The organism is Siminovitchia fordii DSM 16014 = CIP 108821, assembly GCF_000374565.1.
Lineage (GTDB): Bacteria > Bacillota > Bacilli > Bacillales > Bacillaceae_C > Siminovitchia > Siminovitchia fordii.
The window spans coordinates 54,662-80,602 of record NZ_KB894695.1; the positions used below are offsets into that span (position 1 = coordinate 54,662).

General features: G+C 42.8%; 30 protein-coding genes. 8 read left to right on the forward strand and 22 right to left on the reverse strand.

Annotation, left to right across the window (positions count from 1 at the left end):
- Window positions 1-258: 258 nt before the first annotated feature.
- Window positions 259-558, forward strand: a complete 300-nt coding sequence (locus C509_RS0114725) for an RNA polymerase alpha subunit C-terminal domain-containing protein (protein ID WP_018707692.1) — start codon at window positions 259-261, stop codon at window positions 556-558.
- Window positions 559-671: 113 nt separating this feature from the next.
- Here the strand turns inward: C509_RS0114725 and C509_RS26165 are convergent, their stop codons facing one another.
- On the reverse strand, window positions 672-830 hold the full coding sequence (locus C509_RS26165) for a hypothetical protein (RefSeq protein WP_018707693.1): 159 nt from the start codon (window positions 828-830) through the stop codon (window positions 672-674).
- Window positions 831-843: 13 nt separating this feature from the next.
- The gene (locus tag C509_RS24850; RefSeq protein ID WP_342664525.1) at window positions 844-1,089 is read right to left on the reverse strand and encodes a DUF1064 domain-containing protein; all 246 of its coding nucleotides are present in this window, start codon (window positions 1,087-1,089) and stop codon (window positions 844-846) included.
- Here C509_RS24850 and C509_RS26530 point away from each other — a divergent pair.
- The 4 genes from C509_RS26530 (at window position 1,047) to C509_RS27245 (ending at window position 2,309) form a co-directional block, all read left to right on the forward strand.
- Window positions 1,047-1,382 (forward strand): hypothetical protein, encoded by a 336-nt coding sequence (locus tag C509_RS26530; RefSeq protein ID WP_018707695.1) that lies wholly within the window; start codon window positions 1,047-1,049, stop codon window positions 1,380-1,382. The genes C509_RS24850 and C509_RS26530 overlap by 43 nt on opposite strands.
- A gap of 26 nt (window positions 1,383-1,408) precedes the next feature.
- Window positions 1,409-1,651: a tyrosine-type recombinase/integrase gene (locus C509_RS25640; RefSeq protein WP_169509218.1), complete on the forward strand. Its 243-nt coding sequence runs from the start codon at window positions 1,409-1,411 to the stop codon at window positions 1,649-1,651.
- A gap of 71 nt (window positions 1,652-1,722) precedes the next feature.
- The gene (locus tag C509_RS27240; protein WP_018707697.1) at window positions 1,723-2,007 is read left to right on the forward strand and encodes a site-specific integrase; all 285 of its coding nucleotides are present in this window, start codon (window positions 1,723-1,725) and stop codon (window positions 2,005-2,007) included.
- 65 nt (window positions 2,008-2,072) lie between these two features.
- On the forward strand, window positions 2,073-2,309 hold the full coding sequence (locus C509_RS27245; protein ID WP_018707698.1) for a tyrosine-type recombinase/integrase: 237 nt from the start codon (window positions 2,073-2,075) through the stop codon (window positions 2,307-2,309).
- An 82-nt stretch (window positions 2,310-2,391) separates the two neighbouring features.
- On the opposite strand, the gene sufB is transcribed toward C509_RS27245, so the two are convergent.
- The 16 genes from sufB to C509_RS0114830 all read right to left on the reverse strand — a co-directional run bounded on the left by sufB (window position 2,392) and on the right by C509_RS0114830 (window position 18,577).
- The gene (gene sufB, locus C509_RS0114760; RefSeq protein WP_018707699.1) at window positions 2,392-3,792 is read right to left on the reverse strand and encodes a Fe-S cluster assembly protein SufB; all 1,401 of its coding nucleotides are present in this window, start codon (window positions 3,790-3,792) and stop codon (window positions 2,392-2,394) included.
- 20 nt (window positions 3,793-3,812) lie between these two features.
- Complete coding sequence (gene sufU, locus C509_RS0114765) at window positions 3,813-4,250, reverse strand: Fe-S cluster assembly sulfur transfer protein SufU (protein ID WP_018707700.1); 438 nt, start codon at window positions 4,248-4,250, stop codon at window positions 3,813-3,815.
- A complete protein-coding gene (locus C509_RS0114770; protein ID WP_018707701.1) occupies window positions 4,240-5,469 on the reverse strand; it encodes a cysteine desulfurase in 1,230 nt (409 codons plus the stop codon). Before C509_RS0114770 ends, sufU begins: the two co-directional genes overlap by 11 nt.
- Window positions 5,469-6,779, reverse strand: coding sequence for a Fe-S cluster assembly protein SufD (gene sufD / locus C509_RS0114775; protein WP_018707702.1), 1,311 nt, complete (start codon window positions 6,777-6,779; stop codon window positions 5,469-5,471). Before sufD ends, C509_RS0114770 begins: the two co-directional genes overlap by 1 nt.
- Window positions 6,780-6,796: 17 nt before the next feature.
- Window positions 6,797-7,579, reverse strand: a complete 783-nt coding sequence (gene sufC / locus C509_RS0114780; protein ID WP_018707703.1) for a Fe-S cluster assembly ATPase SufC — start codon at window positions 7,577-7,579, stop codon at window positions 6,797-6,799.
- A gap of 506 nt (window positions 7,580-8,085) precedes the next feature.
- Window positions 8,086-8,244 carry a YuzK family famiily protein gene (locus tag C509_RS26535; protein ID WP_169509219.1) on the reverse strand — a complete coding sequence of 53 codons (159 nt, stop codon included), beginning with the start codon at window positions 8,242-8,244 and terminating at the stop codon, window positions 8,086-8,088.
- A 125-nt stretch (window positions 8,245-8,369) separates the two neighbouring features.
- Window positions 8,370-8,693 carry a thioredoxin family protein gene (locus tag C509_RS0114785; RefSeq protein WP_018707704.1) on the reverse strand — a complete coding sequence of 108 codons (324 nt, stop codon included), beginning with the start codon at window positions 8,691-8,693 and terminating at the stop codon, window positions 8,370-8,372.
- Between the two features lie 8 nt (window positions 8,694-8,701).
- Window positions 8,702-9,055, reverse strand: coding sequence for a toprim domain-containing protein (locus C509_RS0114790; RefSeq protein ID WP_018707705.1), 354 nt, complete (start codon window positions 9,053-9,055; stop codon window positions 8,702-8,704).
- A gap of 270 nt (window positions 9,056-9,325) precedes the next feature.
- Window positions 9,326-9,709, reverse strand: coding sequence for a glycine cleavage system protein GcvH (gene gcvH / locus C509_RS0114795; protein WP_018707706.1), 384 nt, complete (start codon window positions 9,707-9,709; stop codon window positions 9,326-9,328).
- Between the two features lie 70 nt (window positions 9,710-9,779).
- Entirely contained in the window at window positions 9,780-10,145 is a 366-nt protein-coding gene (locus C509_RS0114800) for an arsenate reductase family protein (protein ID WP_018707707.1), read from the reverse strand.
- Window positions 10,146-10,230: 85 nt separating this feature from the next.
- Entirely contained in the window at window positions 10,231-10,995 is a 765-nt protein-coding gene (locus C509_RS0114805) for an OmpA family protein (RefSeq protein ID WP_018707708.1), read from the reverse strand.
- Entirely contained in the window at window positions 10,976-11,869 is an 894-nt protein-coding gene (locus C509_RS0114810) for a MotA/TolQ/ExbB proton channel family protein (protein WP_245542487.1), read from the reverse strand. Before C509_RS0114810 ends, C509_RS0114805 begins: the two co-directional genes overlap by 20 nt.
- Before the next feature lie 232 nt (window positions 11,870-12,101).
- Window positions 12,102-13,886 (reverse strand): acyl-CoA dehydrogenase family protein, encoded by a 1,785-nt coding sequence (locus C509_RS0114815; RefSeq protein ID WP_018707710.1) that lies wholly within the window; start codon window positions 13,884-13,886, stop codon window positions 12,102-12,104.
- 25 nt (window positions 13,887-13,911) lie between these two features.
- The gene (locus C509_RS0114820) at window positions 13,912-15,087 is read right to left on the reverse strand and encodes an acetyl-CoA C-acetyltransferase (RefSeq protein WP_018707711.1); all 1,176 of its coding nucleotides are present in this window, start codon (window positions 15,085-15,087) and stop codon (window positions 13,912-13,914) included.
- A gap of 31 nt (window positions 15,088-15,118) precedes the next feature.
- Window positions 15,119-17,503, reverse strand: a complete 2,385-nt coding sequence (locus tag C509_RS0114825) for a 3-hydroxyacyl-CoA dehydrogenase/enoyl-CoA hydratase family protein (RefSeq protein ID WP_018707712.1) — start codon at window positions 17,501-17,503, stop codon at window positions 15,119-15,121.
- 156 nt (window positions 17,504-17,659) lie between these two features.
- Window positions 17,660-18,577, reverse strand: a complete 918-nt coding sequence (locus C509_RS0114830) for a proline dehydrogenase family protein (protein WP_018707713.1) — start codon at window positions 18,575-18,577, stop codon at window positions 17,660-17,662.
- Between the two features lie 149 nt (window positions 18,578-18,726).
- Between C509_RS0114830 and C509_RS0114835 the strand changes: the two genes are divergently transcribed.
- Both C509_RS0114835 and C509_RS0114840 read left to right on the forward strand, forming a co-directional pair.
- The gene (locus C509_RS0114835) at window positions 18,727-19,005 is read left to right on the forward strand and encodes a hypothetical protein (RefSeq protein ID WP_018707714.1); all 279 of its coding nucleotides are present in this window, start codon (window positions 18,727-18,729) and stop codon (window positions 19,003-19,005) included.
- A 227-nt stretch (window positions 19,006-19,232) separates the two neighbouring features.
- Window positions 19,233-19,577, forward strand: coding sequence for a spore coat protein (locus C509_RS0114840; protein ID WP_026319881.1), 345 nt, complete (start codon window positions 19,233-19,235; stop codon window positions 19,575-19,577).
- A gap of 158 nt (window positions 19,578-19,735) precedes the next feature.
- Here the strand turns inward: C509_RS0114840 and C509_RS0114845 are convergent, their stop codons facing one another.
- The 3 genes from C509_RS0114845 to C509_RS24035 all read right to left on the reverse strand — a co-directional run bounded on the left by C509_RS0114845 (window position 19,736) and on the right by C509_RS24035 (window position 23,287).
- Window positions 19,736-21,136, reverse strand: coding sequence for a sodium:solute symporter family protein (locus tag C509_RS0114845; protein ID WP_018707716.1), 1,401 nt, complete (start codon window positions 21,134-21,136; stop codon window positions 19,736-19,738).
- A gap of 137 nt (window positions 21,137-21,273) precedes the next feature.
- Entirely contained in the window at window positions 21,274-22,230 is a 957-nt protein-coding gene (gene speB / locus C509_RS0114850) for an agmatinase (RefSeq protein ID WP_018707717.1), read from the reverse strand.
- A gap of 19 nt (window positions 22,231-22,249) precedes the next feature.
- Window positions 22,250-23,287, reverse strand: a complete 1,038-nt coding sequence (locus tag C509_RS24035) for a D-2-hydroxyacid dehydrogenase (RefSeq protein ID WP_018707718.1) — start codon at window positions 23,285-23,287, stop codon at window positions 22,250-22,252.
- Between the two features lie 74 nt (window positions 23,288-23,361).
- Between C509_RS24035 and C509_RS0114860 the strand changes: the two genes are divergently transcribed.
- Window positions 23,362-24,246, forward strand: coding sequence for a LysR family transcriptional regulator (locus C509_RS0114860; RefSeq protein ID WP_018707719.1), 885 nt, complete (start codon window positions 23,362-23,364; stop codon window positions 24,244-24,246).
- Window positions 24,247-24,453: 207 nt separating this feature from the next.
- On the opposite strand, the gene C509_RS0114865 is transcribed toward C509_RS0114860, so the two are convergent.
- Entirely contained in the window at window positions 24,454-25,929 is a 1,476-nt protein-coding gene (locus tag C509_RS0114865) for an aldehyde dehydrogenase family protein (protein ID WP_026319882.1), read from the reverse strand.
- Between the last annotated feature and the right edge of the window lie 12 nt (window positions 25,930-25,941).

Here is a 25,941-nt window from a genome sequence, read left to right on the forward strand (position 1 = left end):
TTTATATACTATTCGGAAGAAGAAAAAACAAGGCCCGGTTTAAGGCGGGCAACCTCCCAGATATTGTATAATCAAATTGTCATGCTAGATTAGCCGGAGGGATCCTGGCTTTTTTATTCTCGCAGGCCTTGATTGATTTGTTGCATGAGATCACTTCCTGTATCTGTTAATCTTAGAACTGTACAACAAAGTTTTGAAAAATGTAAAATAAGGAAATTAATAAAATTATATACCTTATAGGGAGGTGTACAGTCTTAAATGACAGCTTCAAAAAATTTAAGGATATGCAATAAAGGACACAAATACTATAAAAGTAGCGATTGTCCAAACTGTCCGAAGTGTGAAGTGGAACGAAAACCCGGTAGTGGTTTTCTTTCAAAACTTTCAGCACCCGCAAGAAGAGCCTTAGAGCACCATGGAATCACTACTTTGGATAAATTATCAACGTATAGTGAGAAAGAGATTCTACAAATCCATGGTATAGGACCAGCTTCGCTACCTGCTCTTAGAGCTTCTTTAGAAGAGAAGGGATTATCTTTTAATAAACGACTTTCTTAAGTCGCTTTTTACTGATCCGGTGCTGCCTTTGTTATTCATGCCACTGACCTTTATTATAGTGGGCGTTCCTTTTTTAGTTTTGAGTAACGTGACCTCATGCCTATACTTGTCACCTATTTCTCAAGAAGCAACAATTCCCTCCGGTGCGTCCACTGCCTGATTTCTGCTTTGACAACTTCCTTGTTCTCTCCAGGAGCGTATACTTCAACTACATGGAGAAGTTCACCTTCGTTTGTTCTTGCTTTCCGTTCGACTGACCAACGAGTGATCACTTTCCCACCCCTTTTACAACTCTTCAAATCTTCCATTATCGTATTTAACAATCGACAGCTTGTGTGGATACCGTTTATGGAACATCTTTTCCTTCATGCGTACAACATCCGTCTTGACTCCCTTTACATCCACCACTTCAATGGATCCGTCCGTATCGTTTATTTCAAAGTTCACAATATACTCTATCCTTCTGTGAGCCTCGCCAGCTTTCTCAAATGATTCCTGGAGCAAGTATCGGGGCTGGGGACGGAAGAACAATATCTGCTTATTGGCTTCCAGTTACTTCAGCTGCTCATAATATTTGCTCTCAGCGACTGAATCGAACACAATCCGTCAATTTCAGGAGGTTAAAAACAGGACGTTGGCAAGCTCGAATTTGGAAAGACGGGAAATATGAAAGCATCGGCACTTTCAGAACTAAAAAAGAAGCTGAATTGGCTGCAGGGAAGGCCGAGGAAAAAGTTTACTACGGATATGCCCTCAATGACAGGAAAAAGCACTTTAAGGATCTGGCCGATGAATGGTTGAATTTGCATAAAAAAACAATCTGAGAGATTCCACATTCGAGCAATATGAAGTGGTTGTCAGATTGCACATCTTGCCATTCTTCGGACGAAAAAAAGTATTACGTATCAGAAGGTCCGACATTCAAAAATGGATGAATCATTATTTTGAAATCGTTGATGACGACGGAAATGAAGAATATTCCTATGGTTCAAGATTAAGGTATTTGTCAGTGCTCAAAAGCATTTTTCATTATGGGTTCACTAATTGGAGATATTGGAGAAGGATCCGTCAAACAAATAAAAAATACCAGTAAAAAATAAAGTCAAAGTAAAAAAAGTTTTAAAGTATTATTCTTAAGAAGAACTGAACAAACTGCTGAACTTTATGGAGACATATCAGCATCAAAGATTCAAAGATTATCGTCTGTATTATACTCTGATGTACTTTTTAAGCCAAACAGGTCTCCGCATTAGCGAAGCTCTTGCGCTTAAATGGACAGACATTAACGGTAAAAAGCTTAATGTTGAAAGGCAGACCATTAGGGATGACAACAACGCACTAAAAATAACAACACTAAAAAATTCATCATCATACAGGACGATTGGCCTTAACGACGATCTGTTGCAAGAACTAAAATTCAAGGTAAAACAGAATGAATTAATCTTTTAGGAAGAATGAAGACGGGATCATCCTCCAAAACTATTTAGGAAATTATTTAACACCTTCTACGGTCCGTGACTCAATCCGGGACTATTGCAAAAAGGCAGGAGTGGAAATATAAGGGGACGCACGGATTCAGACATACCCATGCTGTTTTGCTGCTCGAGTCTGGTGCGAGCATCAAATTCATAGCAAACAAATTAGAGCACAAAACGATCAAGACGACGGCGGACACTTACTTGGACATTACCGAAAAAATAGAAGAAGACGAACTCAATAAGTTCGCCTCCTACACTCAAAGAAAAATCTAAACTGGCACAAAACTGGCACGTCGCGTTTATTAGATATTTTCTTTTAACAACAAAGCCTGTATTTACAAGGGTTTTGAAGCTATTAACCGATCGAACCTTCCATCTCGAACTTGATCAAACGGTTCATTTCAACCGCATATTCCATTGGAAGCTCTTTTGTAAATGGTTCAATGAAGCCCATGACGATCATTTCTACCGCTTCCTGCTCGCTGATTCCGCGGCTCATCAGGTAGAAGAGCTGCTCCTCAGAGACTTTGGAAACTTTCGCTTCATGCTCTAGTGAAATGTTGTCATTCAAAATTTCGTTGTAAGGAATTGTATCCGACGTGGATTTGTCATCCAAGATCATTGTGTCACATTCAATGTTTGAACGTGCACCGTCGGCTTTGCGGCCAAAGTGGACGATTCCACGATAAGTCACTTTTCCTCCATGTTGGGACATCGATTTGGAAACGATAGAGGAAGTTGTATTTGGAGCCAAGTGCATCATTTTTGCACCTGAGTCCTGATGCTGTCCTTTACCGGCCATGGCAATGGAAAGCGTCAACCCTCTCGCTCCTTCGCCTTTCAAAATGACAGCAGGATATTTCATCGTCAATTTTGATCCGAAGTTGCCGTCGATCCATTCCATTGTTGCCCGCTCATCGCAAACCGCACGCTTTGTTACGAGATTATATACGTTGTTTGCCCAGTTTTGGATCGTTGTATAGCGGCAGTAGGCATCTTTTTTGACGATGATTTCAACAACTGCACTATGGAGCGAGTTTGTTGTATAAGTTGGAGCTGTACAGCCTTCGACATAGTGTACATGTGCACCTTCGTCTACAATGATGAGCGTACGCTCAAATTGCCCCATGTTTTCAGAGTTGATTCTGAAGTATGCTTGGAGCGGCGTATCCACTTTTACCCCAGGTGGAACATAAATGAATGATCCACCGGACCAAACAGCTGAGTTCAATGCGGCAAATTTGTTGTCTGTAGGCGGAATGACTGTTGCCCAGTGCTCCTTGAATATTTCTTCATTTTCCTGCAGAGCGGAATCAGTATCTTTAAAGACGATTCCCATATTTTCAAGGTCTTCTTTCATGTTGTGGTAGACAACTTCGGATTCGTATTGTGCTGAAACCCCAGCGAGCCATTTTTGTTCAGCCTCAGGTATACCAAGCTTGTCAAAGGTCTGTTTAATTTCTTCCGGCACTTCATCCCATGAACGCTCTGTGTGCTCAGATGGCTTTACATAGTATCTGATTTCATCAAAGTTGAGGGAATTCAAATCCCCACCCCACTGCGGCATCGGCATCTTATAAAAATGCTCCAATGATTTCAGGCGGAAATCAAGCATCCATTGGGGTTCCTTTTTCATCTTTGAGATTTCCTCAACAATCTCACGTGTCAATCCGCGCTCTGAACGGTAAATGGAAACGTCTTTATCCCTAAAGCCATATTTATATTCCCCGCCAATTTGAGGTGCTTTTTTAGCCACTTATCCATTCCTCCATTCTTTTAATGTTGTTCCTTGATCCCTTTTTCCAACGCTTTCCATGCCAATGTAGCACATTTAATGCGTGCCGGAAACTTGGATACTCCCTGCAATGCTTCTATATCGCCTAGATCCAGATCCTCGTCATCAAAGTCTTTTCCTTGGATCATTTCCGAAAAAATTTCCGAAAGCTTTAAAGCTGTTTCCGTATCCTGTCCGATGACCGCTTGAGTCATCATGGAGGCAGATGCCATTGAAATAGAGCAGCCTTCGCCATCAAACTTGGCATCTGTCACTTTTCCGTCTTCCACATTCATCGTCAAATGGATCCTATCCCCACAGGTAGGGTTATTCATATCGACAGTTAAACTACCGTCTTCCAGGCTACCCTTATTTCGAGGATTTTTATAATGGTCCATGATCACTTGCCGATAGAGGGTGTCAAGATTATTAAAAGACATTAGTGAAATACTCCTTTGTTTTAACAAGGCCTTCAACAAGTCTGTCAATGTCTTGTTCGGTGTTATATATATAAAAGCTTGCCCTTGCTGTCGCGGATACATCCAGCCATTTCATGAGCGGCTGTGCACAATGATGCCCCGCACGAACAGCGATTCCTTCTGCATCAAGAACCGTTGCCACATCATGTGGATGAACATCCTCAATATTGAAGGTAATGACACCGGCACGCTTTTCAGCTTCCAGCGGTCCATAAATTGTCAGATTTTCAATTTCGGACATTTTTTCAAGAGCGTAGGCAGCCAGCTTATGTTCATGTTCCAGAATAGCTTCAGAACCGATTTCGTTTAAAAAGTCGATAGCGGCCCCAAGCCCGATAGCTCCAGCAATAATCGGCGTTCCCGCCTCAAATTTCCAAGGAAGTTCCTTCCATGTCGACTCATATAATCCGACGAAATCAATCATTTCACCGCCATATTCGATCGGTTCCATCTTTTCCAAATGCTCTTTCTTACCATATAATACTCCAATGCCTGTTGGAGCACACATTTTATGCCCGGACAAAGCGTAAAAATCGCAGTCAAGATCCCTGACGTCCACCTTCATATGTGGAGCGCCCTGGGCCCCGTCAACGACCATCACTGCCCCGTGGCTATGCGCAATGGCAGCCAACTCCTTGATCGGGTTGATGACACCAAGAACATTGGAAACATGGGATGTTGAAACGATTTTTGTCTTATCTGTAATTGTATTTTTAGCTTCATCCATGTTGATGGAGCCATCTTCACGCAATGGAATAAACTTGAGCTCTGCACCTTTTTCCTTTGCGAGTTGCTGCCAAGGAATGATGTTACTGTGGTGTTCCATATAAGTAATAACTATTTCGTCACCTTGGTTTACATTCGCCCGGCCGTAGCTTGCAGCGACCGTATTGATCGCTGTAGTGGTGCCACGGGTGAAAATGATTTCTTCTGTGGACGATGCATGGATGAATCGTCTTACCTTTTCCCTGGCTCCCTCATATTTATCCGTAGCTCTGGTTCCGAGAGTATGAACTCCCCGGTGAACATTGGAGTTGTATCCTCTATAATATTCATCGATGGCTTCAATGACCTGAACAGGTTTTTGTGAAGTCGCAGCACTGTCCAGGTATACGAGCGGATGTCCATTTACTTCCTGATCAAGGATGGGAAACTGTTTCCGTACGTCGCTCGCTCTCATTATCGCATTTTCCTTTCGATGATTTCTGTCAATTGGCTTTTAACAGCTTCGATAGGCAGCTTTTCTACGACAGGTGCTAGGAAACCATGTATGATAAGACGCTCCGCATCTTTTTTAGAAATACCGCGAGACATCATGTAAAAGAGTTGCATAGGGTCTACACGGCCGACAGATGCCGCATGTCCTGCCATTACATCGTCTTCGTCAATAAGCAAGATCGGATTTGCATCTCCTCTAGCTTTTTCACTTAACATTAATACGCGTGATTCCTGTTCGGCATTCGCTTTGGATGCGCCTTTTTCAATTTTCCCAACTCCGTTAAAAATGGAAGATGCCTCATCTTTCATGACACCGTGGTTTAAAATGAACCCTTCCGTATTCCTGCCAAAGTGAACGACGCTTGTCGTAAAGTTTTGTGTTTGTTTTCCTCTTCCGACGACTACTGTTTTAGCGTCCCCTTTTGAACCTTGTCCAATCAGATTTGTCGTATTCTCGGCAATCGTATTCCCATCGTTCATCATGCCAAGTGCCCAATCCAATTCTGCATCGCGTCCGGTAATGCCTCTGCGGTTCACATAAACAGTAGAACCCTTGGCAATTGTATCCACCGCGCCGTAAGCTACTTTGGCGTTCGCATTGGCAAACACCTCCGACACGATGTTGGCAATGCTATTCACTTCTTCATCCACAGACAAATAGTTCTCCACGTATGTGACAGAACTGTTGTCATCCGCAACGACAATGACATGATTGAACATCGCCGCTTCTTTATCATCAAATATATAAACAGCCTGAATTGGCTCTTTTACTTCCACATTTTTTGGAACATACAAGAATGCTCCACCGTTGACAAGTGCCGCATGAAAAGCGGTCAGCTTATGCTCATCAATTTTCACGACATCAGTCATGAAGTACTTTTTCACAAGGTCTCCATGTTCACGAAGAGCTGTAAACAGGTCAGTGAAAATGACCCCCTGCTTCTTCAACTCATCCGAAAGGGACAAATAAGCCGGTTTCTGATTATGTTGAATATACAAGTTCTGGTCAGCTTCATCCACATGTACAACTGTCTTGGCAACTTCCGGCAAATCAGCCAGTGTTTCAAACTTGCTGCCTTCTGCCTCGTGTTTGGAGAACTCGGTGAAATTCCAATTTGTGATCCTTGTCTTGTCCGGTTTTGGCATTGGCAGGTCTTCAGCCTTTTCCAATGCTTGGATCCTTAATTCTGCAAACCATTCCGGCTCATGGTTTTTACTCGAAAAAGAACGAATGTACTCTTGATCTATAGTCATTTTCGTATCAATTGTCATTTCAATCCCCCTACCACTTATGCTTCTTGGCCAACAGTCTCATCTTCGATTCCAAGCTCTTCCTTAACCCAGTCATAGCCTTCCGCTTCCAGTCGCTGCGCCAGTTCAGGGCCGCCTGATTTTACAATGCGACCTTGCATCATGACATGTACAAAATCCGGTGTGATATAGTTGAGAAGCCGTTGGTAGTGAGTGATTACGAGGCATCCAAAATCGCTGCCTCTCATTTCGTTGATTCCTTTAGAAACTATTTTTAATGCATCTATGTCAAGACCTGAGTCAATTTCATCCAGAATTGCAAATTTCGGTTTAAGCATTAGTAATTGAAGAATTTCATTACGCTTCTTTTCACCGCCTGAGAATCCTTCATTCAAATAGCGCTGTGCCATGTTCGGATCCATTTCAAGCAGTTCCATTTGCTTGTCCATTTGCTTGATAAATTTCATCAAGGAGATTTCTTTGCCTTCTTCGCGGCGTGCGTTGATAGCTGTCCTTAGAAACTCCGCATTCGTTACTCCGCTGATTTCACTTGGGTACTGCATAGCAGAGAACAACCCTGCACGGGCACGCTCATCCACTTCCATTTCAAGTACATCTTGTTCATCAAGTGTAATGCTTCCACTTGTCACTTGATATCTAGGATGTCCCATGATAGCTGAGGCTAAAGTGGACTTCCCTGTTCCATTGGGACCCATGACAGCGTGGATTTCTCCACCATTTATATTTATGTTTACACCCTTTAAGATCTCTTTATCGTCGATAGACACGTTAAGATCTTTTATTGTCAACGTTGAAGCCATCCTCATTACCTCCAAATATAGAAAATATTTGTTCTCTCTTTCTCATTTGTTTCTCAAATATCATCTTATCGCATTTTAAAATAATTATCAACAAGCGCACGCCTGGATTGAATTTTGCTTCATTTTATTTGAGAAAGTTCTCAAATACTTAAACAAAACCGCCTGTTCATCGATTTACAGGCCACCGTAAAGAGGGGCAATAGGGAAATAGGGGGTGAAAGAGGGCCATTGATATCATATCTTGACCAAAGCGCCCGCCTAAAGCTGGACACGAGGGGCTGACGAAATAAAGGAAAAGGGAGTAAGTGAATGCCTGCTTAACGGAGAAAAGTATCAAAGATGAAGACTTATCACCCATTTTGGATTAATCCCCTTTTCACTGATGGATATGGGCGGTTTCAAAACAACTAATCCTGGGGCTTCGGCGTCACTAGGATAACCTGCTCTTCCATCTAGATGATAAAAAGGCCGATCTGTATATTTTGAACAGATCGGCCTGATAATATTTATCTTCCAGACGAAAGGCTCCCACCTATGTTTGCTGCCACTATCCGCGACTCCACGTACTCTTCTTCACGTCTTTTTTCAATCTCGATTCTTTTTTCGCAATCACGCCTGTATGTTTCATAACCGATTCCGTGAGCTCCATGGAGTGCTTTTTCCATATCATTCGTGTACTGAATCTTTAGGGGATTAATAGAAAACCATTCCTTTCGTGTTTACATGACCGTCTTTTACGGCACATCTATCACTTTCCCTAAAGTATTCAGCATTAAACATGAATTTGAATTTATTGGCCTTTGTCTTTGCCAAGATATTTCTGGACAATTCCTAGCATATTGGGAACCGATCGGAATGCGTATACTTTCTCGGCTGGCATGCCATCCTGGAGGACTAATAGGCAAGGAACACTTTCAATTTTCAATTCGTTAGCCAACTCAGGCATATAATTCAAATCAGCTTTTGCAAATGACCCGCCAGTGATTTTTTCTACAATATCCAGCATCCGTCCTGCCACTTGGCAAGTTCCGCACAAGGGGGTATAAAAATATATAAAAGCAGATTTCTTTTTGGTGATCGTGTCATTTATATCTGTCTTATTCCATTCTTCCATCAGTAATTTCATCCTTTTTGAAGATACTGGGCGTGTACATCAATACGGGCCCTTAATAGGATTTGTGCGAGGTGTTCCAATGGGGCAGATGCCACTTCTTTAAATTTGCGGTCAATGTAAAGATTCCGGGCTAAGGGGAATTCGCGCTTTAATTGCTTTCGAAGTTTATCTCCGGAAGAATCGGAATCGACAAGAATAAATATGTCCCTTCCTTCCAGTTCCTCAATTAGTTCATCCAATTTTGACAACCCAATCGTTCCGTTTGTGCAAATAATGTCAATGGGCTCCCTTACTACCTTCATGACTTTTTTCTTATCGGACAAGCCCTCGACGATAATGGCTGTGTTTGATAGTGGATTCATAGTCTGCGACCCCGCTTTTTATCTTTTGAAAAAAATGCACCTTGGGAGTTAAATCCAAGGCGCATTTTATAATTTGTTTCTCTGGCTCCGGGCAACAGCAGCCACTTGACTTGTTAACGGAGCATTTTTGTCCAGCTTTAGGCGCCATTGACTAGCTAACTGAGCCTGACATAACCATAGGATGGGGCGACTTGCTGCGCCGTGCTTCCTTTATCCCTTCAGGAGCCGTCCAGTCCTATATGTCGCTGTTCGCGCACTTCACTTTTCTTTTTATTCCTCGCTGGTCATATTAACGTAGTCTTCCGCAGACATCAAGCTATCAAACTCAGCACGATCGGAAGGTTCGACAACAATCATCCATGCTTTTTCATATGGGGATTCGTTGACAAATTCAGGGCTGTCTTCCAGATCCTCGTTTACTTCAACGACCTTACCGCTGACCGGTGCATACAATTCGGAAACAGTTTTCACTGATTCAACGCTTCCAAAAGGCTCGTCCGCTGTAATTTCATCTCCAACTTCAGGAAGTTCAACGAATACGATATCTCCAAGCTCAGATTGAGCAAAATCGGTAATTCCGATCCGCACTTTTTCCCCTTCTTCTTTTACCCATTCATGTTCTTCTGAATAACGTAATTCTGCCGGTGTGTTCATACAGATCCCTCCATCTTCTTTTTCTCATTTAAATGTACATAAAGAGAATTTTGAAAGCAAGAAAACGCTCTTACTTCTCTTTATTCCATACTTCATCAAACGTTTCTTCTTTAAAACCCACGGTTACTTTCTCTCCATCCGTGACAATCGGACGCTTGATCAACATGCCGTCTGATGAGAGTATTTCAAGCAGTTCTTCTTCTGGGGCCTCTTTGATTTTGTCTTTTAATCCGAGTTCCCGATACTTTTTGCCACTTGTATTGAAGAACTTCTTCAATTCCAATCCACTTTTTTCATATAAATCATTCAACTTATCTTTTGATGGCCGTTCCTCTATGATATGTATCTCATTATAATCCACACCATGGTCATCCAGCCATTTCTTTGCTTTTCGGCAAGTTCCGCATCGCGGGTACAAATATACGTCAAGCGGCATTTAATCACCTTCCTTTCTGCAAAATCGTGCTACACTATAGTCCCTATATTCGACAGCTCTTGCAAAAAACCTTTAAAAAAATAATCTATTTGGAAATATTCTCTTTGGATATGATTAGAACGACGCGCCGGTTTTTGCTTCTTCCTTCATCCGTATCGTTTGAAGAAATTGGCTGGTGTTCACCATAACCTACAGCTTTGAATCGGTCGGGATCAAGGTTATGCTCCTCAGTCAAATAACGAATGACAACATTGGCCCTTGCCGTAGACAGGTCCCAGTTGGAGGGGAAGCGTTCCGTCGATATGGGGCGGTTATCTGTGTGTCCTTCAATTTCAATGATGTTTGAAACCTCAGCCAATAACGGTGCCATATCATCTAAAAAACGAACGGCTTCATCTATTAGATCTGCCTTTCCCGAAGGAAAAAGCATGATTTCCGGCAGTACGACTTCGATACCTTTTTCTGTCGGAGTTACTGTCATTTTATCTTCCAGATTATGTTTGCCTGCATAGTTTTTTATATAATCCAGGATCTCCTTGATATGTTTCTCCAGTTTTATCATCTCTTCCAACTGCTCTTCATATTCCTTTGGAACAGTCTTTTCATCTTTGGTTGAGTCTGTTTCATCATCTGAAGATGTTTCTTCCTCTCCACCTGCTCCTCCACCTCCGGATCCTTCAGGTTCCGAACTACGATTGTGATTTTGAAAGGAATTCGTAACTGATTCAAAATCAGTATCTGAATAGGAATACAATAGAACGAAGAGGATGAGTACGACCATCAATAAATCAGCAAAAGTGACCAACCATGGCTGACTGGTCCTCGGCACTTCAAACTTGTTTCTGTTCATGTGTGCCTTCTCCCTTATAATCATCAATGATAATAGGATCCTGCGTGCTTTCTGTCAGGAACATATGCAACTTATCTTTTAGGATCGTAGGGCCTTCATTGTTGCGTATGCTGATCAGCGCGTCAATGACGACCTCCTTCAAAAAAACTTCCTCTTCCGTCAGAAGAACCAACTTGTTGGCAATTGGAATGAATACAAGATTTGCCGTAAGAACCCCGTAAAATGTGGTGATCAAAGCTACGGCAATAGCCGGACCCAATTCACCGGGATTGTTAAGCTGCTGGAGCATCAAGACAAGCCCCACAATTGTTCCAATCATCCCCCAGGCCGGCGAAAGTTCCCCTGCTTTCGTGATTAACTGCTGACCTCGGGCATGCCTTTTTTCCATAGCCCGGATATCCATTTCCATTATTTTCCGTATCATAGCTTCCTCATATCCATCAATGACAAGACGGAGGCCTTTTTGAATAAAGGGATCAGCAGTCCTTTCCCTTTCCTTTTCAAGCCCTCTGATCATCCCGTCTACTCTCGAAGTTCTTGCCAGATGTACAAGTTTGTTGATGAAATCCTGAATTGGCACTTCCTTGCGCCTGAATGTCGTATGTAAAACTTTAAACATGCTGCCGACTTCTTTTACACCAAAACCAACGAACAAAGAGGCAAAAAGCCCTCCAAAAACTATGATAAAAGAGGAAAGGCTGATAAAGACTAAAAAGCTATCATGCCCCCCAGCAAGATAAATGGCCAAAAATATGACCGCAAAACCCAATATTATACCAATGGGTGTCATTATATCCTTCCTGAACACAGATGATGCACCTTCTTTCTGTAATAGGCCGACTGCCACTATTCTTAATATCGGTTTTTGGAACAAATCTTTAACAAGCGAACAGCACTGCGAAAATGGCAGGAAAAGCGGATGGAAAAAGATTATACTTATTCAATTATCGGAAGGCACCAAGCTTTAATCCAATGTTGGTGTAGACACTATTTTTTGGGGATTACTCGAGTTGCATCCTTTTCAGAGTCGTCCCCTTAATCCAAGTAAATTCACCGAAAACAAGAAAAAACGAGCAAGCCAATCCGGCTCACCCGTTCATCTTCAATTAAACGACATATCTTTCGGCTGAAATCAGTTTTTCGGCAGCCTCCCTTTTTTTCGCAATGACATTGATTGGCGTATGGCGTGTCAATCTGCGAAGAGCGGAGTTCATCATGCGAAAAGTATCTCCCTCTTCTATGGCCGCCAAGCTTTCCCTTGCAAGTTTCTCCACCTCCACAATTGAATCCTGACAGAAAATCTCTGTATAAAGCAGTTTCTGTTTGTTTTTTTCCAAACCATTGCGCTTTATGGCTTTTTCTGTTCTCAGGACCACAGACTCCATTGCATATGCAAGCGATACAATGTCAGCAATCCTGGACAAGATTTCCTGTTCATTTTCCAATGCTTTACCGTACTTCTGCGCTGCCAGCCCAGCAATCATGAGTGCTGCTTTTTTAGTCCCGCCTGTCAATTGTTTTTCCTGGGCGAGCGGTTCGTCGCCAGGCTCCTCCGGCATGAGCATCATCAGTTCTTCCTGAAGGCTTTGAGCTTTTTCAAGGAGCGGCAATTCTCCCTTGAATGCTTTACGCAAATAAGTTCCTGGGACAAGGAGCCGGTTAATTTCATTCGTTCCCTCGAAAATACGGTTGATTCTCGAATCGCGGTACGCTCTTTCTATCTCGTATTCTTCCATATAACCGTATCCGCCGTGGATTTGAACACCTTCATCCACCACAAGGTCGAGGACCTCTGATCCAAAGAATTTGTTCAACGAACATTCGATAGCATACTCAGCAATTGATTTGGACACTTCCGTGCCATTCTTAATCTCTTCCTCACTGAGCCGGCTCATCCTTTCTTCAAACAGGCCGACCGTCCGGTAGACGGAACTTTCGGCAGCATAAATTTGGGATCCCAAAGTCCCGAATTTTTCTTTTGTCAGATTAAATTGGGAAATCGGAGTCTTGAATTGTTTCCGCTGGTTGGCATATTCCAAAGTAATTTCAAGCGCCCGTTTGGATGCACCGACAGCACCGACCCCCAATTTATAACGGCCAATATTTAAAATATTAAAAGCGATCCGATGTCCCTTCCCAACTTCACCGAGCAGATTTTCAACCGGTACTTCGGCATCCTCTAAAATGAGGGTACGGGTCGACGAACTCTTGATTCCCATTTTCTTTTCCTCAGGACCGGTTGATACTCCTTGAAATTCCCTTTCGACAATAAAAGCTGAGAAATGCTCCCCTTCCACTTTTGCATAAACGATGAATATATCCGCAAATGCCGAGTTGGTAATCCATTGCTTTTCACCGTTTAAAACGTAATGGGTTCCGGCTTCATTCATCCTAGCTGTCGTTTTCGCCCCAAGTGCATCCGACCCCGAACCCGGCTCTGTCAAAGCATAAGCGGCAAGCAGTTCTCCGGTTGCCAAAGAAGGTAAATATTTTTGCTTCTGCTCATGGGTCCCGAATAAAACAATAGGAAGGGATCCGATTCCAACATGCGCTCCGTGGGAAATTGAAAAGCCTCCAGCTTTTGCCATCTTTTCTGCAATTAAGGCAGAACTGACTTTATCCAAAGCGAGGCCTCCATACTCCTCTGGTACATCGGCACCCAAAAGTCCAAGCTCTCCTGCTTCTTTTAACAGTTCTACAGAGCGGTCAAATTCATGATTTTCCAGATGTTCCACCTGTGGCATCACTTCGTTCGTTACGAATTCATCCGTTGTTTTCGCAATCATTTTTTGTTCATCAGTGTAATCTTCCGGTGTGAACATTTGATCGGCAGAAATATCCTCGATTAAAAATGCCCCGCCTTTAATCAGTTTTTCCGTTTCTTTAGACATTTCACATGCCTCCCATTCATTTTGATCATATAAGTTCAAACACACCTGCTGCTCCCATTCCTCCGCCAATACACATGGTCACGATTCCAAACTGTACTTGCCTCCTTCTCATTTCATGAGCGAGTGTCAACGTCAGTTTCGCGCCAGTACAGCCGAGTGGATGGCCAAGAGCTATGGCTCCTCCGTTTACATTGACAATCTCTTCATCAAGCCCTAATTCCCGTATGACCTGGATCGATTGGGAAGCAAACGCCTCATTAAGCTCAAACAATCCGATATCCGACAATTCCAACCCGGCTATCTCCAACGCTTTTGGAATAGCCCCAACCGGTCCCACTCCCATGATTTCCGGAGCCACTCCTGCAACTGCAAATGATCGGAATTTCAGCATCGGCTCAAGCCCTATAGAGTATGCTTTCTCTCGCTCCATCACCATTACCGCCGCCGATCCGTCGCTCGTTTGCGAGGAGTTTCCTGCAGTGACAGAACCCGTGACAGAGAACACAGGGCGAAGTTTTGACAGTACTTCAATATTCGTATCTGGACGGACACCCTCATCCTGGGAAAATTGTATATGATTCTCTTTCACTTTATGATCAGGTCCAATTGTTCTTACAACAACATCGACCGGAACGATTTCATCTTTAAATTTTCCTTCCGCAATTGCCTTGGCCGCTTTTTGGTGGCTCCTGACCGCAAAAGCATCCTGGTCTTCCCTGGATACTCCGAATCTTCTTGCGACTTCCTCAGCTGTATGCCCCATACTCATATAATATTCAGGAGCCGATTCCACAAGCTGTAAATTGGGCCTGACGACATGCCCTGTCATCGGTACAAGGCTCATCGATTCAGCTCCCCCCGCAATGATCGTATCCGCCGATCCGACCATGATTCTTTCTGCAGCATACGCAATGGACTGGAGACCTGAGGAACAAAACCGATTGATAGTAATCCCTGGAACATCATCCGGAAGACCTGCAAGCCCTCCGATATTCCGTGCCATATTCAATCCCTGTTCAGCTTCCGGAACAGCGCAGCCAATAATGATATCATCTATATTTCCTTCATAATCTCCTGCCCGCTTTAATGTTTCTTTCACAACCAGCGCCCCAAGATCATCCGGACGCATATGAGCGAGCGTCCCTTTATTCGCTTTACCGACCGGCGTCCTGGCACCAGCCACGATGACCGCTTCACGCATAATGATCCCCTCATTTCCTAGTAAACTTTGATCAGTTTCTCAATGGCTTTCCTTTGACAAGCATATGCTGCATACGCTGCTGTGATTTAGGCTCGGTCGCAAGGCTCAGGAAAGCTTCCCTTTCAAGGTCGAGTAAATATTGCTCATCAACCTCAGTTCCAAATGGCACTTTTCCGCCTGCAATCACATACGCCAATTTTTTTGCTATTTTCATATCATGTTCAGAAATATATCCTGACAATTTCATAGCTTCTGCTCCCAGGAGCAATGCCGCGTACCCTGTTTCTCCTGTAACCGGAATTTTTTCTCTCACAGGTGGTTTATAGCCTCGTTCATACAAGGCCAAAACAGCTTGTTTCGCATCATAAATGAGGTGGTCTCCATTAATGGATATGCCGTCCGCATGACTCAAAAAGTTGTTTTCCTCCGCTTCTTCTGCGGAAGTGGACACCTTAGCCATGGCAACCGTTTCAAACACTTTATTTGCGACTTGCTGCAAATCAAACTCCACTCCATCAGCCATATTCTTTAACGTTTTAATATATAGCTCTTTATTTCCTCCACCTCCTGGAATGAGCCCGACGCCCGTTTCTACAAGCCCCATATAGGTCTCCGTGGAAGCCTGTATATAAGCCGAAGGCAGGCAAACCTCCGCTCCCCCGCCAAGGGTCATGCCAAATGGTGCAGCCACAATCGGTTTTTCGCTGTATTTAATTTTCATCATCGCCTGCTGAAATTGGCGGACGACCATATCGGCCTCGAAAATATCTTCTTCTTGGGCTGCCATTAAAATCAAGGCAATATTCGCTCCCACACAGAAGTTTTTGCCCTGATTCCCGATGACGAGACCTTTGTAATTCTTTTCTGTTTCTTCAATCGCATAATTGAGCATCTGAATAATATCAAAGCCTATTGCATTGTTTTTGGAATGAAATTCGAGAAGTACAACACCATCCCCGATATCTATAAAACTGGCTCCAGTATTTTTCTTTAGTACTTTTCCTTGTTTCTTCAAAAGGTTTAAATCTATCACTTTAGGATTTTTGGGAAGTTCTTTATAGTCGCCGTTCGAATAAAAATATTCAGTTCCGTCTTTTTCTTTATAAAAAGAAGTACAACCGTTTTCAATCATTTCCTCCACCCAGTCAGGAACCTTGATTCCTTCCTGCTCCATCTTGGCTACAGAATCCTCCACTCCTATGGCATCCCAAGTTTCAAAAGGTCCGAGCTCCCAGCCGAATCCCCATTTCATTGCCCGATCAATCGCAACGATATCATCCGCGATTTCTCCGAGGAGTTCTGCGGATATCGCCAGCACAGGAGCTGTCATATTCCAGAGCAGCTTTCCTGCAGGGTCATCCGAATACATAAGCGCTTTCATTTTCCGTTTTGTTCCCTTTTCCTGTTTTGCCATTTCGAGCCCTGGCGTTTTAAATTTCTTCCGCGGTTCATATTCGAAAGTCTCCGGATTGAGCTGAAGGATCTCCTTCTCTTTTTTGATATAAAAACCCTGTCCGGTTTTACTTCCAAGCCAGCCTTTCTCAAGCATTCTGTTCATAAAATCAGGAACCTCGAATACTTCCTTTTCTTCACCCTCAACTAATTCATACACGTTATTGGCCACATGAATGAAAGTATCAAGACCGACAACATCAAGTGTCCTGAACGTCGCGCTTTTTGGTCTTCCGATCAGGGTCCCTGTGATAGAGTCCACCTCTCCGATGCTGTATCTGCCTTTCAACATTTCCCTTACAGCAACCAAAAGGCCGTACGTCCCGATCCGGTTTGCAATGAAGTTAGGAGTATCCTTGGCGATGACAACACCTTTGCCCAACACATCTTCACCGAACGTTTTCATAAACCTGAGCACTTTGGGGTCCGTCTTTTTTGTAGGAATGACTTCCAATAACTTCAAATAGCGAGGCGGATTGAAAAAGTGGGTTCCCAGAAAATGTTTCTGGAAATCTTCTGACCGTCCTTCGGACATTGCTTCCACAGAAATTCCTGAAGTGTTGGAACTGATGATCGAACCTTCTTTCCTATATTGATCAACCTGTTCGAACACTTTCTTTTTCACTTCAAGATTTTCCACGACGACTTCAATGATCCAATCAACATCCACGAGCTTTTCCAGGTCATCTTCCAAGTTTCCTGCTGTGATCAAGTTCAGGTTTTTCTTACTTGTAAGCGGAGCCGGTTTTTGCTTCAGAAGTTTTTTCAAAGCCCCTTCCGTGTTTCGATTTCGCACTTTTTTGTCGTTCAGTGTCAGGCCCATCGCCTTCTCCTTTTCAGTGAGATCCTTTGGAACGATATCCAAAAGAAGGGTAGGAATCCCGACGTTGGCCAAGTGTGCAGCGATCCCGGAGCCCATGACTCCTGAACCAAGGACTGCCGCCTTTCGAATTCGAAATGACAATGCAATTTCCTCCTTCACAACTTTGAATGAACACTCATTCATTTTATTTTTAAAAAAAATCTCATGAATGAAATGAGTCTCGTTAACTAATAATATAACTGAATTATAAAATTTGCGCAATCATTTCTAATTAAAAATTCAAAAAATATAGTTGTATTATTTTTTAAGCATTCCTTTCAAAACAAAGGAGACATTTGCCGGACGCTCTGCAAGCCGTCGCATGAAATAGCCATACCAATCGGTTCCATACGGAACATAGACCCGCATCGTATACCCTTCTTTTGCAAGCTCGAGCTGGCGTTCAGTCCGAATTCCATATAACATTTGAAATTCAAACTGGTCATTGGGTATCTCGTTTTCTTTCACGAACTGCTTTGTGAATTCGATGATCGCATCGTCATGGGTGGCCACTGCCGTATAATGTCCATGTAAAAGATGCATTCGAATGATTTTCTTATAATTCTCATCGACATCCGGTTTGTTAGGAAAAGCCACTTGGGGAGACTCCTTATATGCGCCTTTGACGAGACGTAGACTGGGGGCGTACTCATCCAGGTCCTTCATATCCTGAATCGCTCGGAAAAGATACGCTTGAATGACAGTTCCAATATTGTCGTACTCACTCCTGAATTGTTTGAAAATCCGAAGGGTCTTTTCACACCGTTCATAGTCTTCCATGTCAATAGTGACAAATACATGATTCTCTTTTGCCTTTTCCATGATTCTTTTCATGTTGGCCATGACAATATCATTGGAAAGATCCATGCCCGTGGAAGTCAGCTTAAGAGATACTTGTGAATCGAGCTTTTCTCGTCCGATAACTTCAATTGCCTTAATGCAATTGTTTACCATCTTGTCCGCTTCCCTTTCGTTGTCTACAAATTCCCCCAAATAGTCAACTGTGGCTTTCAACCCCTTTCTATTCAGATCTTTGATAACTGCAACTGCCTGTTCTATTGTTTCACCAGCGACAAATCTGGCTGCCCCGAAGCGGAGACCGTACTTTTTTGCCGACCTTGTAAGGATTTTATTCCTTGATAGAAACAAAAAGAAATTGCGCATTACATTTTCCATTACATATGCCTCCTAAAAACCTGACTAAATGTAATCGTTTTTTACATCTAGTTATTATTTGGTTTTTATTATTTAGCAATCACTTGTCTTATGAATAAAAATTCGTTATGCACACAAGCTATTTTTGTATAGTTCAAGGAGGGAATAATATGAACAACCAGCAAATGAACCCGCAACAAATGCCAAACCAGCAGCAGCCGATCATGCAGCAGCCGCCGCACGTCATTACAACAAAAGATCTGTCTTATATTAATGATATGTTGGCATGGAACCTACTGGCAATGAAAAAGGCACACTTTTTTGCAGAACAGTGCCAGGACCAATCAATTAAAATGGAAATTCAAAAATGCGGACAAATGCATCAGCGGCATTACGAAATGCTGCTTGCCCATTTACAGGAAAAACAGCAGAACAACCAAATCATGTGAATGAAGAAAAGCGCAGAGCGCCCGTTTAGCGCCGTACAAACTGGGGCACTCCGCAATGAGATAAAGGAAACACGGCTACGGAGGAGCTGATGTTGACTTATCGTAGTGTAGGAGTGCGAAGTTTGCTAGTCGCTGAGCGCTGGAGCTGGACAAAGCAACAACACTTTTATATGAATAACCATGAAAAATTTATACTTTCTTTAACTTTGAAAGGAGATCGTTATTACATGAATAACCAAAATCAATCGGGACAGAAGATCCAAAACCCTTCCATGCAAGTTCCAAAGACACCACAGATGAACGACCGGGATTTTATAAATGACATGCTGGCAACGGAAAAATACATGACTAACAGCTATGCGGTCGCTCTTCACGAGGCAAGCCATCAACATCTGTATGACGATCTGCTTACAATATTCAATGAAACGCAACATGCCCAGCGCAGCTTGTTTGAACACATGTTCAAAAACGGCTGGTATTCCTTTGATGCAGAAAGCGAGAAGAAGATCCAGCAATCTTACCAGCAGCACGCCGGATATTCCAACCAGTTCCCTTATGGCGGAACGCAGTAAGACAGATAAAGCAGATCCTGAAGGATCTGCTTTATCTGTCTTAGTCCAAGTGGATTGCACGGACCCAATGTCACGAATATTGATATGGACAATGTACGAGGTTTATCTTTAATTGTATGAATTTATTTCCTATGGGATTGCGCACCTCCAGCTAAATGTTATCCGACCCTTACACTCGCTTCTCCCTTCGCTTTTTTTGACGGTATAAAGGAAAGCAGTACGATTGAGACAAAGCTCACTGCTAACCCGTAAATAATCGGGTCTGTTGCAGTAATTCCCTGAATGCCTAACCCGGCAAGGATCACTGCGGCACTTAGAATGATAGAGTAAAAAGCTGCACGGGCATTGACTTTCTTTGTAAACAATCCAAATATGACCGGGAAGAATAAAGCACCTGATAATACGGCATAGGCTACATCTAATGCAACAAGTATGTCCTGAATCCAAATGGCGCATATGATTGAAAAAATACCAATCCCCACTGTGGTCAGCCTGGAAATAAGCATGAACTGTTTATCATTTATATCGGGTTTGAAGAACCTTTTAACTACATCATTTGAAATCAAGGTAGAGCAAGCTATGATTGTCCCCGAGGCTGTGGACATGACGGCTGAAGCCACACTCGCCAATACAATTCCCAGGATACCCGGGGGCAAAGTAACCATAGCCATCTCAGCAAAAACATTTTGCGTATCACCGATGTTCGGCAACAGGATAAAAGCACACATACCAATGACTGCCAGAGCGATGGCATATATGCAGGCATAGATCCCAGCTGACACCGTACCATATTTTGATATTTTAGGAGTTCTTGCCGTAAATAGCCTCTGCCATATATCCTGTCCAACCATCAGTCCGAGTGTAAACAGGATAAAATATTGAAAAATACGGTCGCCGCCAATATTTGCCAGATTGAAAAAAGCTGGAGGCAAATCCGTATTCAATGTCCCCAAGCCGCCTGCCTTGGAGAGACTGAGCGGCAGCATAAGGAAGAATACCCCTACAGTCATCACAATAAACTGCACAATATCCGTCATTGTAACAGACCACATGCCTCCCAAAGTGGTATATAAAAAAACGATTCCTCCGCCGATAATGATGCAGAGGGGCAAATTCCACCCCAACCATACATTGAGCAGGGAGCCGATCCCGATCATCTGCACAACAGTCAACATCAATGTATATATGGCTGCAACATTCGCACTGACCAGTCTCGTTTCCTTATTGTAGCGTTTCTCAAGCATTTCACTGATTGTCAGTACTTTAAAACGGGATATTTTCTTAGATAAAAAGATTCCCAGACAAACAACTCCAGTACCTATTGCAACAACCATCCATATTCCCGACAATCCGAACTCGTACCCCAGTTTGGCCGTTCCCATTGTCGAGGCTCCACCGAGTATGACGGCAGCCAAGCAACCAAGATACATAAAGAAATTCAAATTGCGGCCAGCCACCATGTACTCCTCCGAGTTGGTCGCCCGCCTGGCTCCATAGATTCCGACACCCGCTATTAAGGTAAAATACAGAATAATGATAATGATATCAAGCTTTCCCATACCGATCCCCTTTTCTAAAATTTGTAAACGTTTACAAACATGACGTTTTATAAAATATAGTATCGAACCCGCTCTAATCGTTTCAATAGCCGGCTTCTATGGATAGGCGAAACCCGGTAACCGAACCGGGTCTCCTACTAAACATCCAGGACTGCCTCTTTCTTATTCAAAGCGGCCAAACACAACATTTCAAACATGACGTTTGCTGCCAGCGCAGAAGTGATGTCGGCATGATCATATGCCGGAAGGACTTCAACAACGTCAAATCCGATAAATGTTATATCAGTCAATTGCCGTAAAATTTGAAAGACTTCCCTTGGGTATATGCCTCCAACTTCCGGAGTACCAGTACCCGGAGCAAATGCCGGATCAATGAAATCTACATCAAAAGAGAGGAAAACTTTACGCCCTTTCACTCTGTTTTTAATGACTGAAATGAGCCCAGGTATTCCCATTTCAATCAATTCATCAGTCGTGACCACTTCGAACCCCAGTTTTCTTGATTCATCATATTCGTGAACACTGTTCATCGATCCTCGCATCCCTATTTGTATAGAACTGAAGGGATCGATCAACCCCTCTTCGACCGCCCTTCTAAAGGGGGTGCCATGCGTATATTTTTGTCCGAAGTAACTGTCCACCGTATCTGTATGAGCATCAAAATGAAGCAGGGAGACTGGTCCATAGGCTTGAGCGGCGGCACGCAATTCTCCTAATGAAATCGAATGGTCCCCTCCCATTACGATAGGTACGATCCCTTTTTGATACATAGGAGCCAATCCATCGACCATATTCTCATATGTTTCATGGATAAATCCGGGAACAACTGGAATATCTCCGTAATCCACAACAGAAACATAGTCAAAAATGTTTATCTTATGATAATTGGACGAACAGCGGACAAGGGATGAAAAGTTTCTAATCGCCTGTGGCCCGAGTCTTGCACCCGTTCGGAATGTCTGCCCAGTATCAAAAGGGACACCGACGACTGCCACGTCCACCTGGTCCAATGTTTTTACATGCGGCAGCCTCATAAATGTACTTATACCGCTAAAACGTGGTTCTTTAAATGTGGGATCTTGTCTATATGTCATCAATCAGCTCTCCTCTCTCCTACACTTGAAAATTTACCTTGTTGACCATATTTTTCAGATCATTATCCTGATAGTATTTAAAATTATCTAAAAAAATGTTAAGGGCGCGCTCCATATACATTTCCGTCCTTGCTGAAGCATGTGGTGTGACCAGTACATTTTCCATTGCCCAAAATGGATGGCATGATTCCAATGGCTCCTCTTCAAATACATCGAGCGCAGCTCCGCTTATTTTCCCTGTTCTTAACGACTCCAACAAATCCTTTTCAACTGCCACATCTCCCCTGCCTGCATTGATAAAAATCACACCATCTTTCATATGGCTGATGGTTCCCCTGTCTATTAAGTGTTTTGTTTCATCTGTAGAAGGCAGAACGCTGCATATATAATCAAATGCCGGAAGAATCTCTTTCAATTTGTGGACTTTATATATTTGATCAAACTCATCCGAATGGTTTCCGCTCCGATTCACTCCAATCACGCTCATTCCAAGAGCCTTCGCTTTTTTGGCAATCTCGCGGCCAATGTAACCGGTTCCCAATATCCCTAAAGTTTTTCCGTAAATTTCTGACATGCCCATGGAATATGACCAGGCCCTCTGCTTTTGAAGCTTACGGAATTCTTCTATTTTTTTAGCAAAATAGAGGATGGAACACACAACATATTCGCTTATCGGAATGGCATGAATCCCTTTGGAGGATGTAACATGGATCTTTCTGCTCCGAATCGCTTCCTGCGGCAGTTGTTCCGTTCCGCTGCTGAGTACATGAATCCACTTTAAATGAATAAGCTGACTGATGTCCTCTGCCGTGATAGCATCATCAAAGTTTCCGTAAGTGATAAGAATTTCGGCCTTGCTTTTGTCTTTTTGATTAAGTTTTGATATTTTATTTTGGACCACTTCGCTTTTCGTCTGATTCGCTATTGCTCTCTGTAATTCACATGAAATATCAGATGTCGTGAAAACAATCACTGTATCCCCCCTTATTTTAAAAGTAGCATGGGAAATTGGCGTTGTGAAATCGACAAAGCCTATCGAAAGCATAGCAAGTTTCAATACTTTAACCTCTTAAAGACAGAAAACTATGATAAAATATTGCTATGTATGTAAGTGAGACGGGAGTGGGCTGAATGGAATTGAGAAATTTGAAGACATTTCAAGTAGTAGCGGAGTGTTTGAATTTTACAAAGGCAGCAGAAATGCTGAATTTTACCCAGCCTACTGTTACAGCCCAGATTCAATCCCTTGAAAAAGAGCTAAATCAATTGCTGTTCTTCCGCGTGGGCCGGAAAAATCATTTAACACCTGCCGGCAAACTGTTAAAAAAATACACAGATCAGCTTTTTCTGATTGTGGATGAAGTGGAATCAACTTTTTTAGAGCTTGGAAAGCCCCAAGGCTATCTTGAAATTGCGGCTTCTGAATACTATTGCACCCATTTTTTCCCCTTTATTGTTTCAGAGTTTTTAAAAACCTTTCCGGATGTACAGATCAATTTGGTTTCCTGCAACAGCGAAGAAGTAATTAAAGGAATTGAATCTAATACTATTGATTTGGGTGTAATTGCTGGAGAAATATCGAAGAGCGGGATAGAAAATATCATTTTGGATGAAGAGGAACTATTATTAGTTGTTTTAAAAGAAATATACAATCACTATTCTTTTGATGACATAGTAAGCCAATTTCCTTTTATAAAATATAGAATTGGCGGTAATTATAAAGCACTCATTGATCAATTCATTGATCAGGCTGATTTTTCTCCGAAAAAAACGATTGAAATTGGAAGTGAGGAAGCAATCAAGCGCGCTATTTTAAACGGAACTGGCTACGGCCTGGTTTCCAGCAATCTGATTAGGAGGGAAATTACAGATGGAAAAGTAATGCATCTTCCATTGACCGACCAACAAATCAGTTTTAAAACCTCTCTTATTTATTTGAAGAAAAAAGAGGAAAAGGAAATTCTGAAATCATTCAGTGAAGTGATTGAATCATTATGGTCAAAAGCTGATGAGTAAGAAAGCGTAAGCGCACCTCAATCAATAAAAATATGCTGAACTCGATGCCTTGTGACAGAAAACTCGCTCGGTAATAATGTTTTTACTTCTTAATACGAGAAGCGTACGATCATTTGAACAATAAAAATCAGGTGAAGGAACATGAATTGTTGATATGATCCTCTTCACCTGTTTTATTTTAGGGACTTTAGATATTCCCCTTCTTCACTAACCTTTGAACCAGCCTGCCATGCCAGGATTCAAATTGATATTAATCTGTTTGACCTCCTGGAAATCCTCCAACCCATATGTTCCTAGGCCTCTCCCGATTCCGCTCTGTTTATATCCGCCCCATGGCGCTTCCACAAATGCCGGATGGTAGGTGTTGATCCACGTAATGCCTGCGCGAAGCTTTTTGATGACACGTAAAGCACGAGCGCCGTCATTCGTAAAGACACCGCCTGCCAGGCCGAAATCTACATCGTTGGCCAGTTCAATGGCTTCTTTTTCATCCTTGAATTTTTGGATCGTCACAACAGGTCCGAAGATTTCTTCCTGTACAATCCGCATGTCCTGCGTTACATCTGTAAATACAGTCGGCTCAATAAAGAATCCTTTATCCAAGCCTCTTTCCGTTATTCGTTTGCCGCCGGCAGCTAGGACAGCGCCCTCTTCCTGGCCGATCTTAATATAGTTCAATATATTATTCATCTGGCTTTCGCTGACAATGGCGCCCATTTCAACGTCCTCTTCGTTTCCTGGTCCTACTTTGATCTTTTTGGCACGTTCAACAAAGCGATCGACGAAACGATCATATAATCCCTCTTGAACAAGAATGCGGCTTCCTGCCACACATACTTGTCCAGCGCCAAAGAATATTCCGAACAAAGCCTGGTCCACAGCAATTTCCAAATCTACATCATCGAATATGATATTAGGAGATTTCCCGCCTAATTCAAGAGAGATTTTCTTTATATTCCCCGTTGCTGCCTGCATGATTTTCCTTCCGGTTTGAGTACTTCCTGTGAAAGAAATGGCATCCACATCATGGCTTTCTGCGATGGTCTGTCCGATTACTCCTCCCTCTCCCAAAACCATGTTGGCGACACCGGCCGGAATTCCGACCTCCTCCATGATTTCAAACACTTTGACTGCTGTTACAGGAGTGATTTCCGCAGGTTTAAACACAATCGTGTTACCAGCCGCCAGAGCAGGGGCAATTTTCCAGACACTCATGAGCATAGGAAAATTCCAAGGGACAACAAGTCCTGCAACACCAACAGGCTCACGTACTACCATTGAATGAATGTTTGGATCAGGCACATCAAATGTTTCACCCGCAGGCTTTGTTATCAATCCCGCATAGTACCGGAAGCAAACCGCCGCATCTTCTATATCAAATTCGGCTTCCCCCCGAGTCTTTCCGTTATCCAACACTTCCAATTCAACGAGTTCTTTATGACGTTCTTCCAATTTATCAGCTATTTTATAAAGATAACTTGCCCGTTCCGCTGCAGGGAGGTCCGACCAAATACCGCTGTCAAAAGCATCTCTTGCCGCTTGAATGGCTGCTTCCGCATCTTCCAATGTTCCTTCTGCTGCCTGGGCAATCACTTCCCCGTTGGCTGGGTTGATAATATCACGGATAGCCTTGCTGCTTGATTCTCTCCATTCACCATTAATGTACATCTTTAATTTCATCAAGTTTGACCCTTC

Coding starts and splice junctions, on each gene's coding strand:
- C509_RS0114770 (WP_018707701.1), bottom strand. CDS start 5,469: ATGAGAGCGAGCGACGTACGGAAACAGTTTCCCATCCTTGATCAGGAA.
- sufD (WP_018707702.1), bottom strand. CDS start 6,779: ATGACAATTGATACGAAAATGACTATAGATCAAGAGTACATTCGTTCT.
- C509_RS0114840 (WP_026319881.1), top strand. CDS start 19,233: ATGAATAACCAAAATCAATCGGGACAGAAGATCCAAAACCCTTCCATG.
- sufU (WP_018707700.1), bottom strand. CDS start 4,250: ATGTCTTTTAATAATCTTGACACCCTCTATCGGCAAGTGATCATGGAC.
- C509_RS0114835 (WP_018707714.1), top strand. CDS start 18,727: ATGAACAACCAGCAAATGAACCCGCAACAAATGCCAAACCAGCAGCAG.
- C509_RS0114785 (WP_018707704.1), bottom strand. CDS start 8,693: ATGGAAGAATGGAATAAGACAGATATAAATGACACGATCACCAAAAAG.
- C509_RS0114815 (WP_018707710.1), bottom strand. CDS start 13,886: ATGTCTAAAGAAACGGAAAAACTGATTAAAGGCGGGGCATTTTTAATC.
- C509_RS0114805 (WP_018707708.1), bottom strand. CDS start 10,995: ATGAACAGAAACAAGTTTGAAGTGCCGAGGACCAGTCAGCCATGGTTG.
- C509_RS0114845 (WP_018707716.1), bottom strand. CDS start 21,136: ATGGGAAAGCTTGATATCATTATCATTATTCTGTATTTTACCTTAATA.
- C509_RS0114725 (WP_018707692.1), top strand. CDS start 259: ATGACAGCTTCAAAAAATTTAAGGATATGCAATAAAGGACACAAATAC.
- C509_RS0114820 (WP_018707711.1), bottom strand. CDS start 15,087: ATGCGTGAAGCGGTCATCGTGGCTGGTGCCAGGACGCCGGTCGGTAAA.
- C509_RS26535 (WP_169509219.1), bottom strand. CDS start 8,244: ATGGAAAAAGCACTCCATGGAGCTCACGGAATCGGTTATGAAACATAC.
- C509_RS0114860 (WP_018707719.1), top strand. CDS start 23,362: ATGGAATTGAGAAATTTGAAGACATTTCAAGTAGTAGCGGAGTGTTTG.
- speB (WP_018707717.1), bottom strand. CDS start 22,230: ATGACATATAGACAAGATCCCACATTTAAAGAACCACGTTTTAGCGGT.
- C509_RS0114800 (WP_018707707.1), bottom strand. CDS start 10,145: ATGCCGCTTGACGTATATTTGTACCCGCGATGCGGAACTTGCCGAAAA.
- C509_RS26530 (WP_018707695.1), top strand. CDS start 1,047: ATGATTCCTGGAGCAAGTATCGGGGCTGGGGACGGAAGAACAATATCT.
- sufC (WP_018707703.1), bottom strand. CDS start 7,579: ATGGCTTCAACGTTGACAATAAAAGATCTTAACGTGTCTATCGACGAT.
- C509_RS0114790 (WP_018707705.1), bottom strand. CDS start 9,055: ATGAATCCACTATCAAACACAGCCATTATCGTCGAGGGCTTGTCCGAT.
- C509_RS27240 (WP_018707697.1), top strand. CDS start 1,723: ATGGAGACATATCAGCATCAAAGATTCAAAGATTATCGTCTGTATTAT.
- C509_RS0114830 (WP_018707713.1), bottom strand. CDS start 18,577: ATGGAAAATGTAATGCGCAATTTCTTTTTGTTTCTATCAAGGAATAAA.
- gcvH (WP_018707706.1), bottom strand. CDS start 9,709: ATGAACACACCGGCAGAATTACGTTATTCAGAAGAACATGAATGGGTA.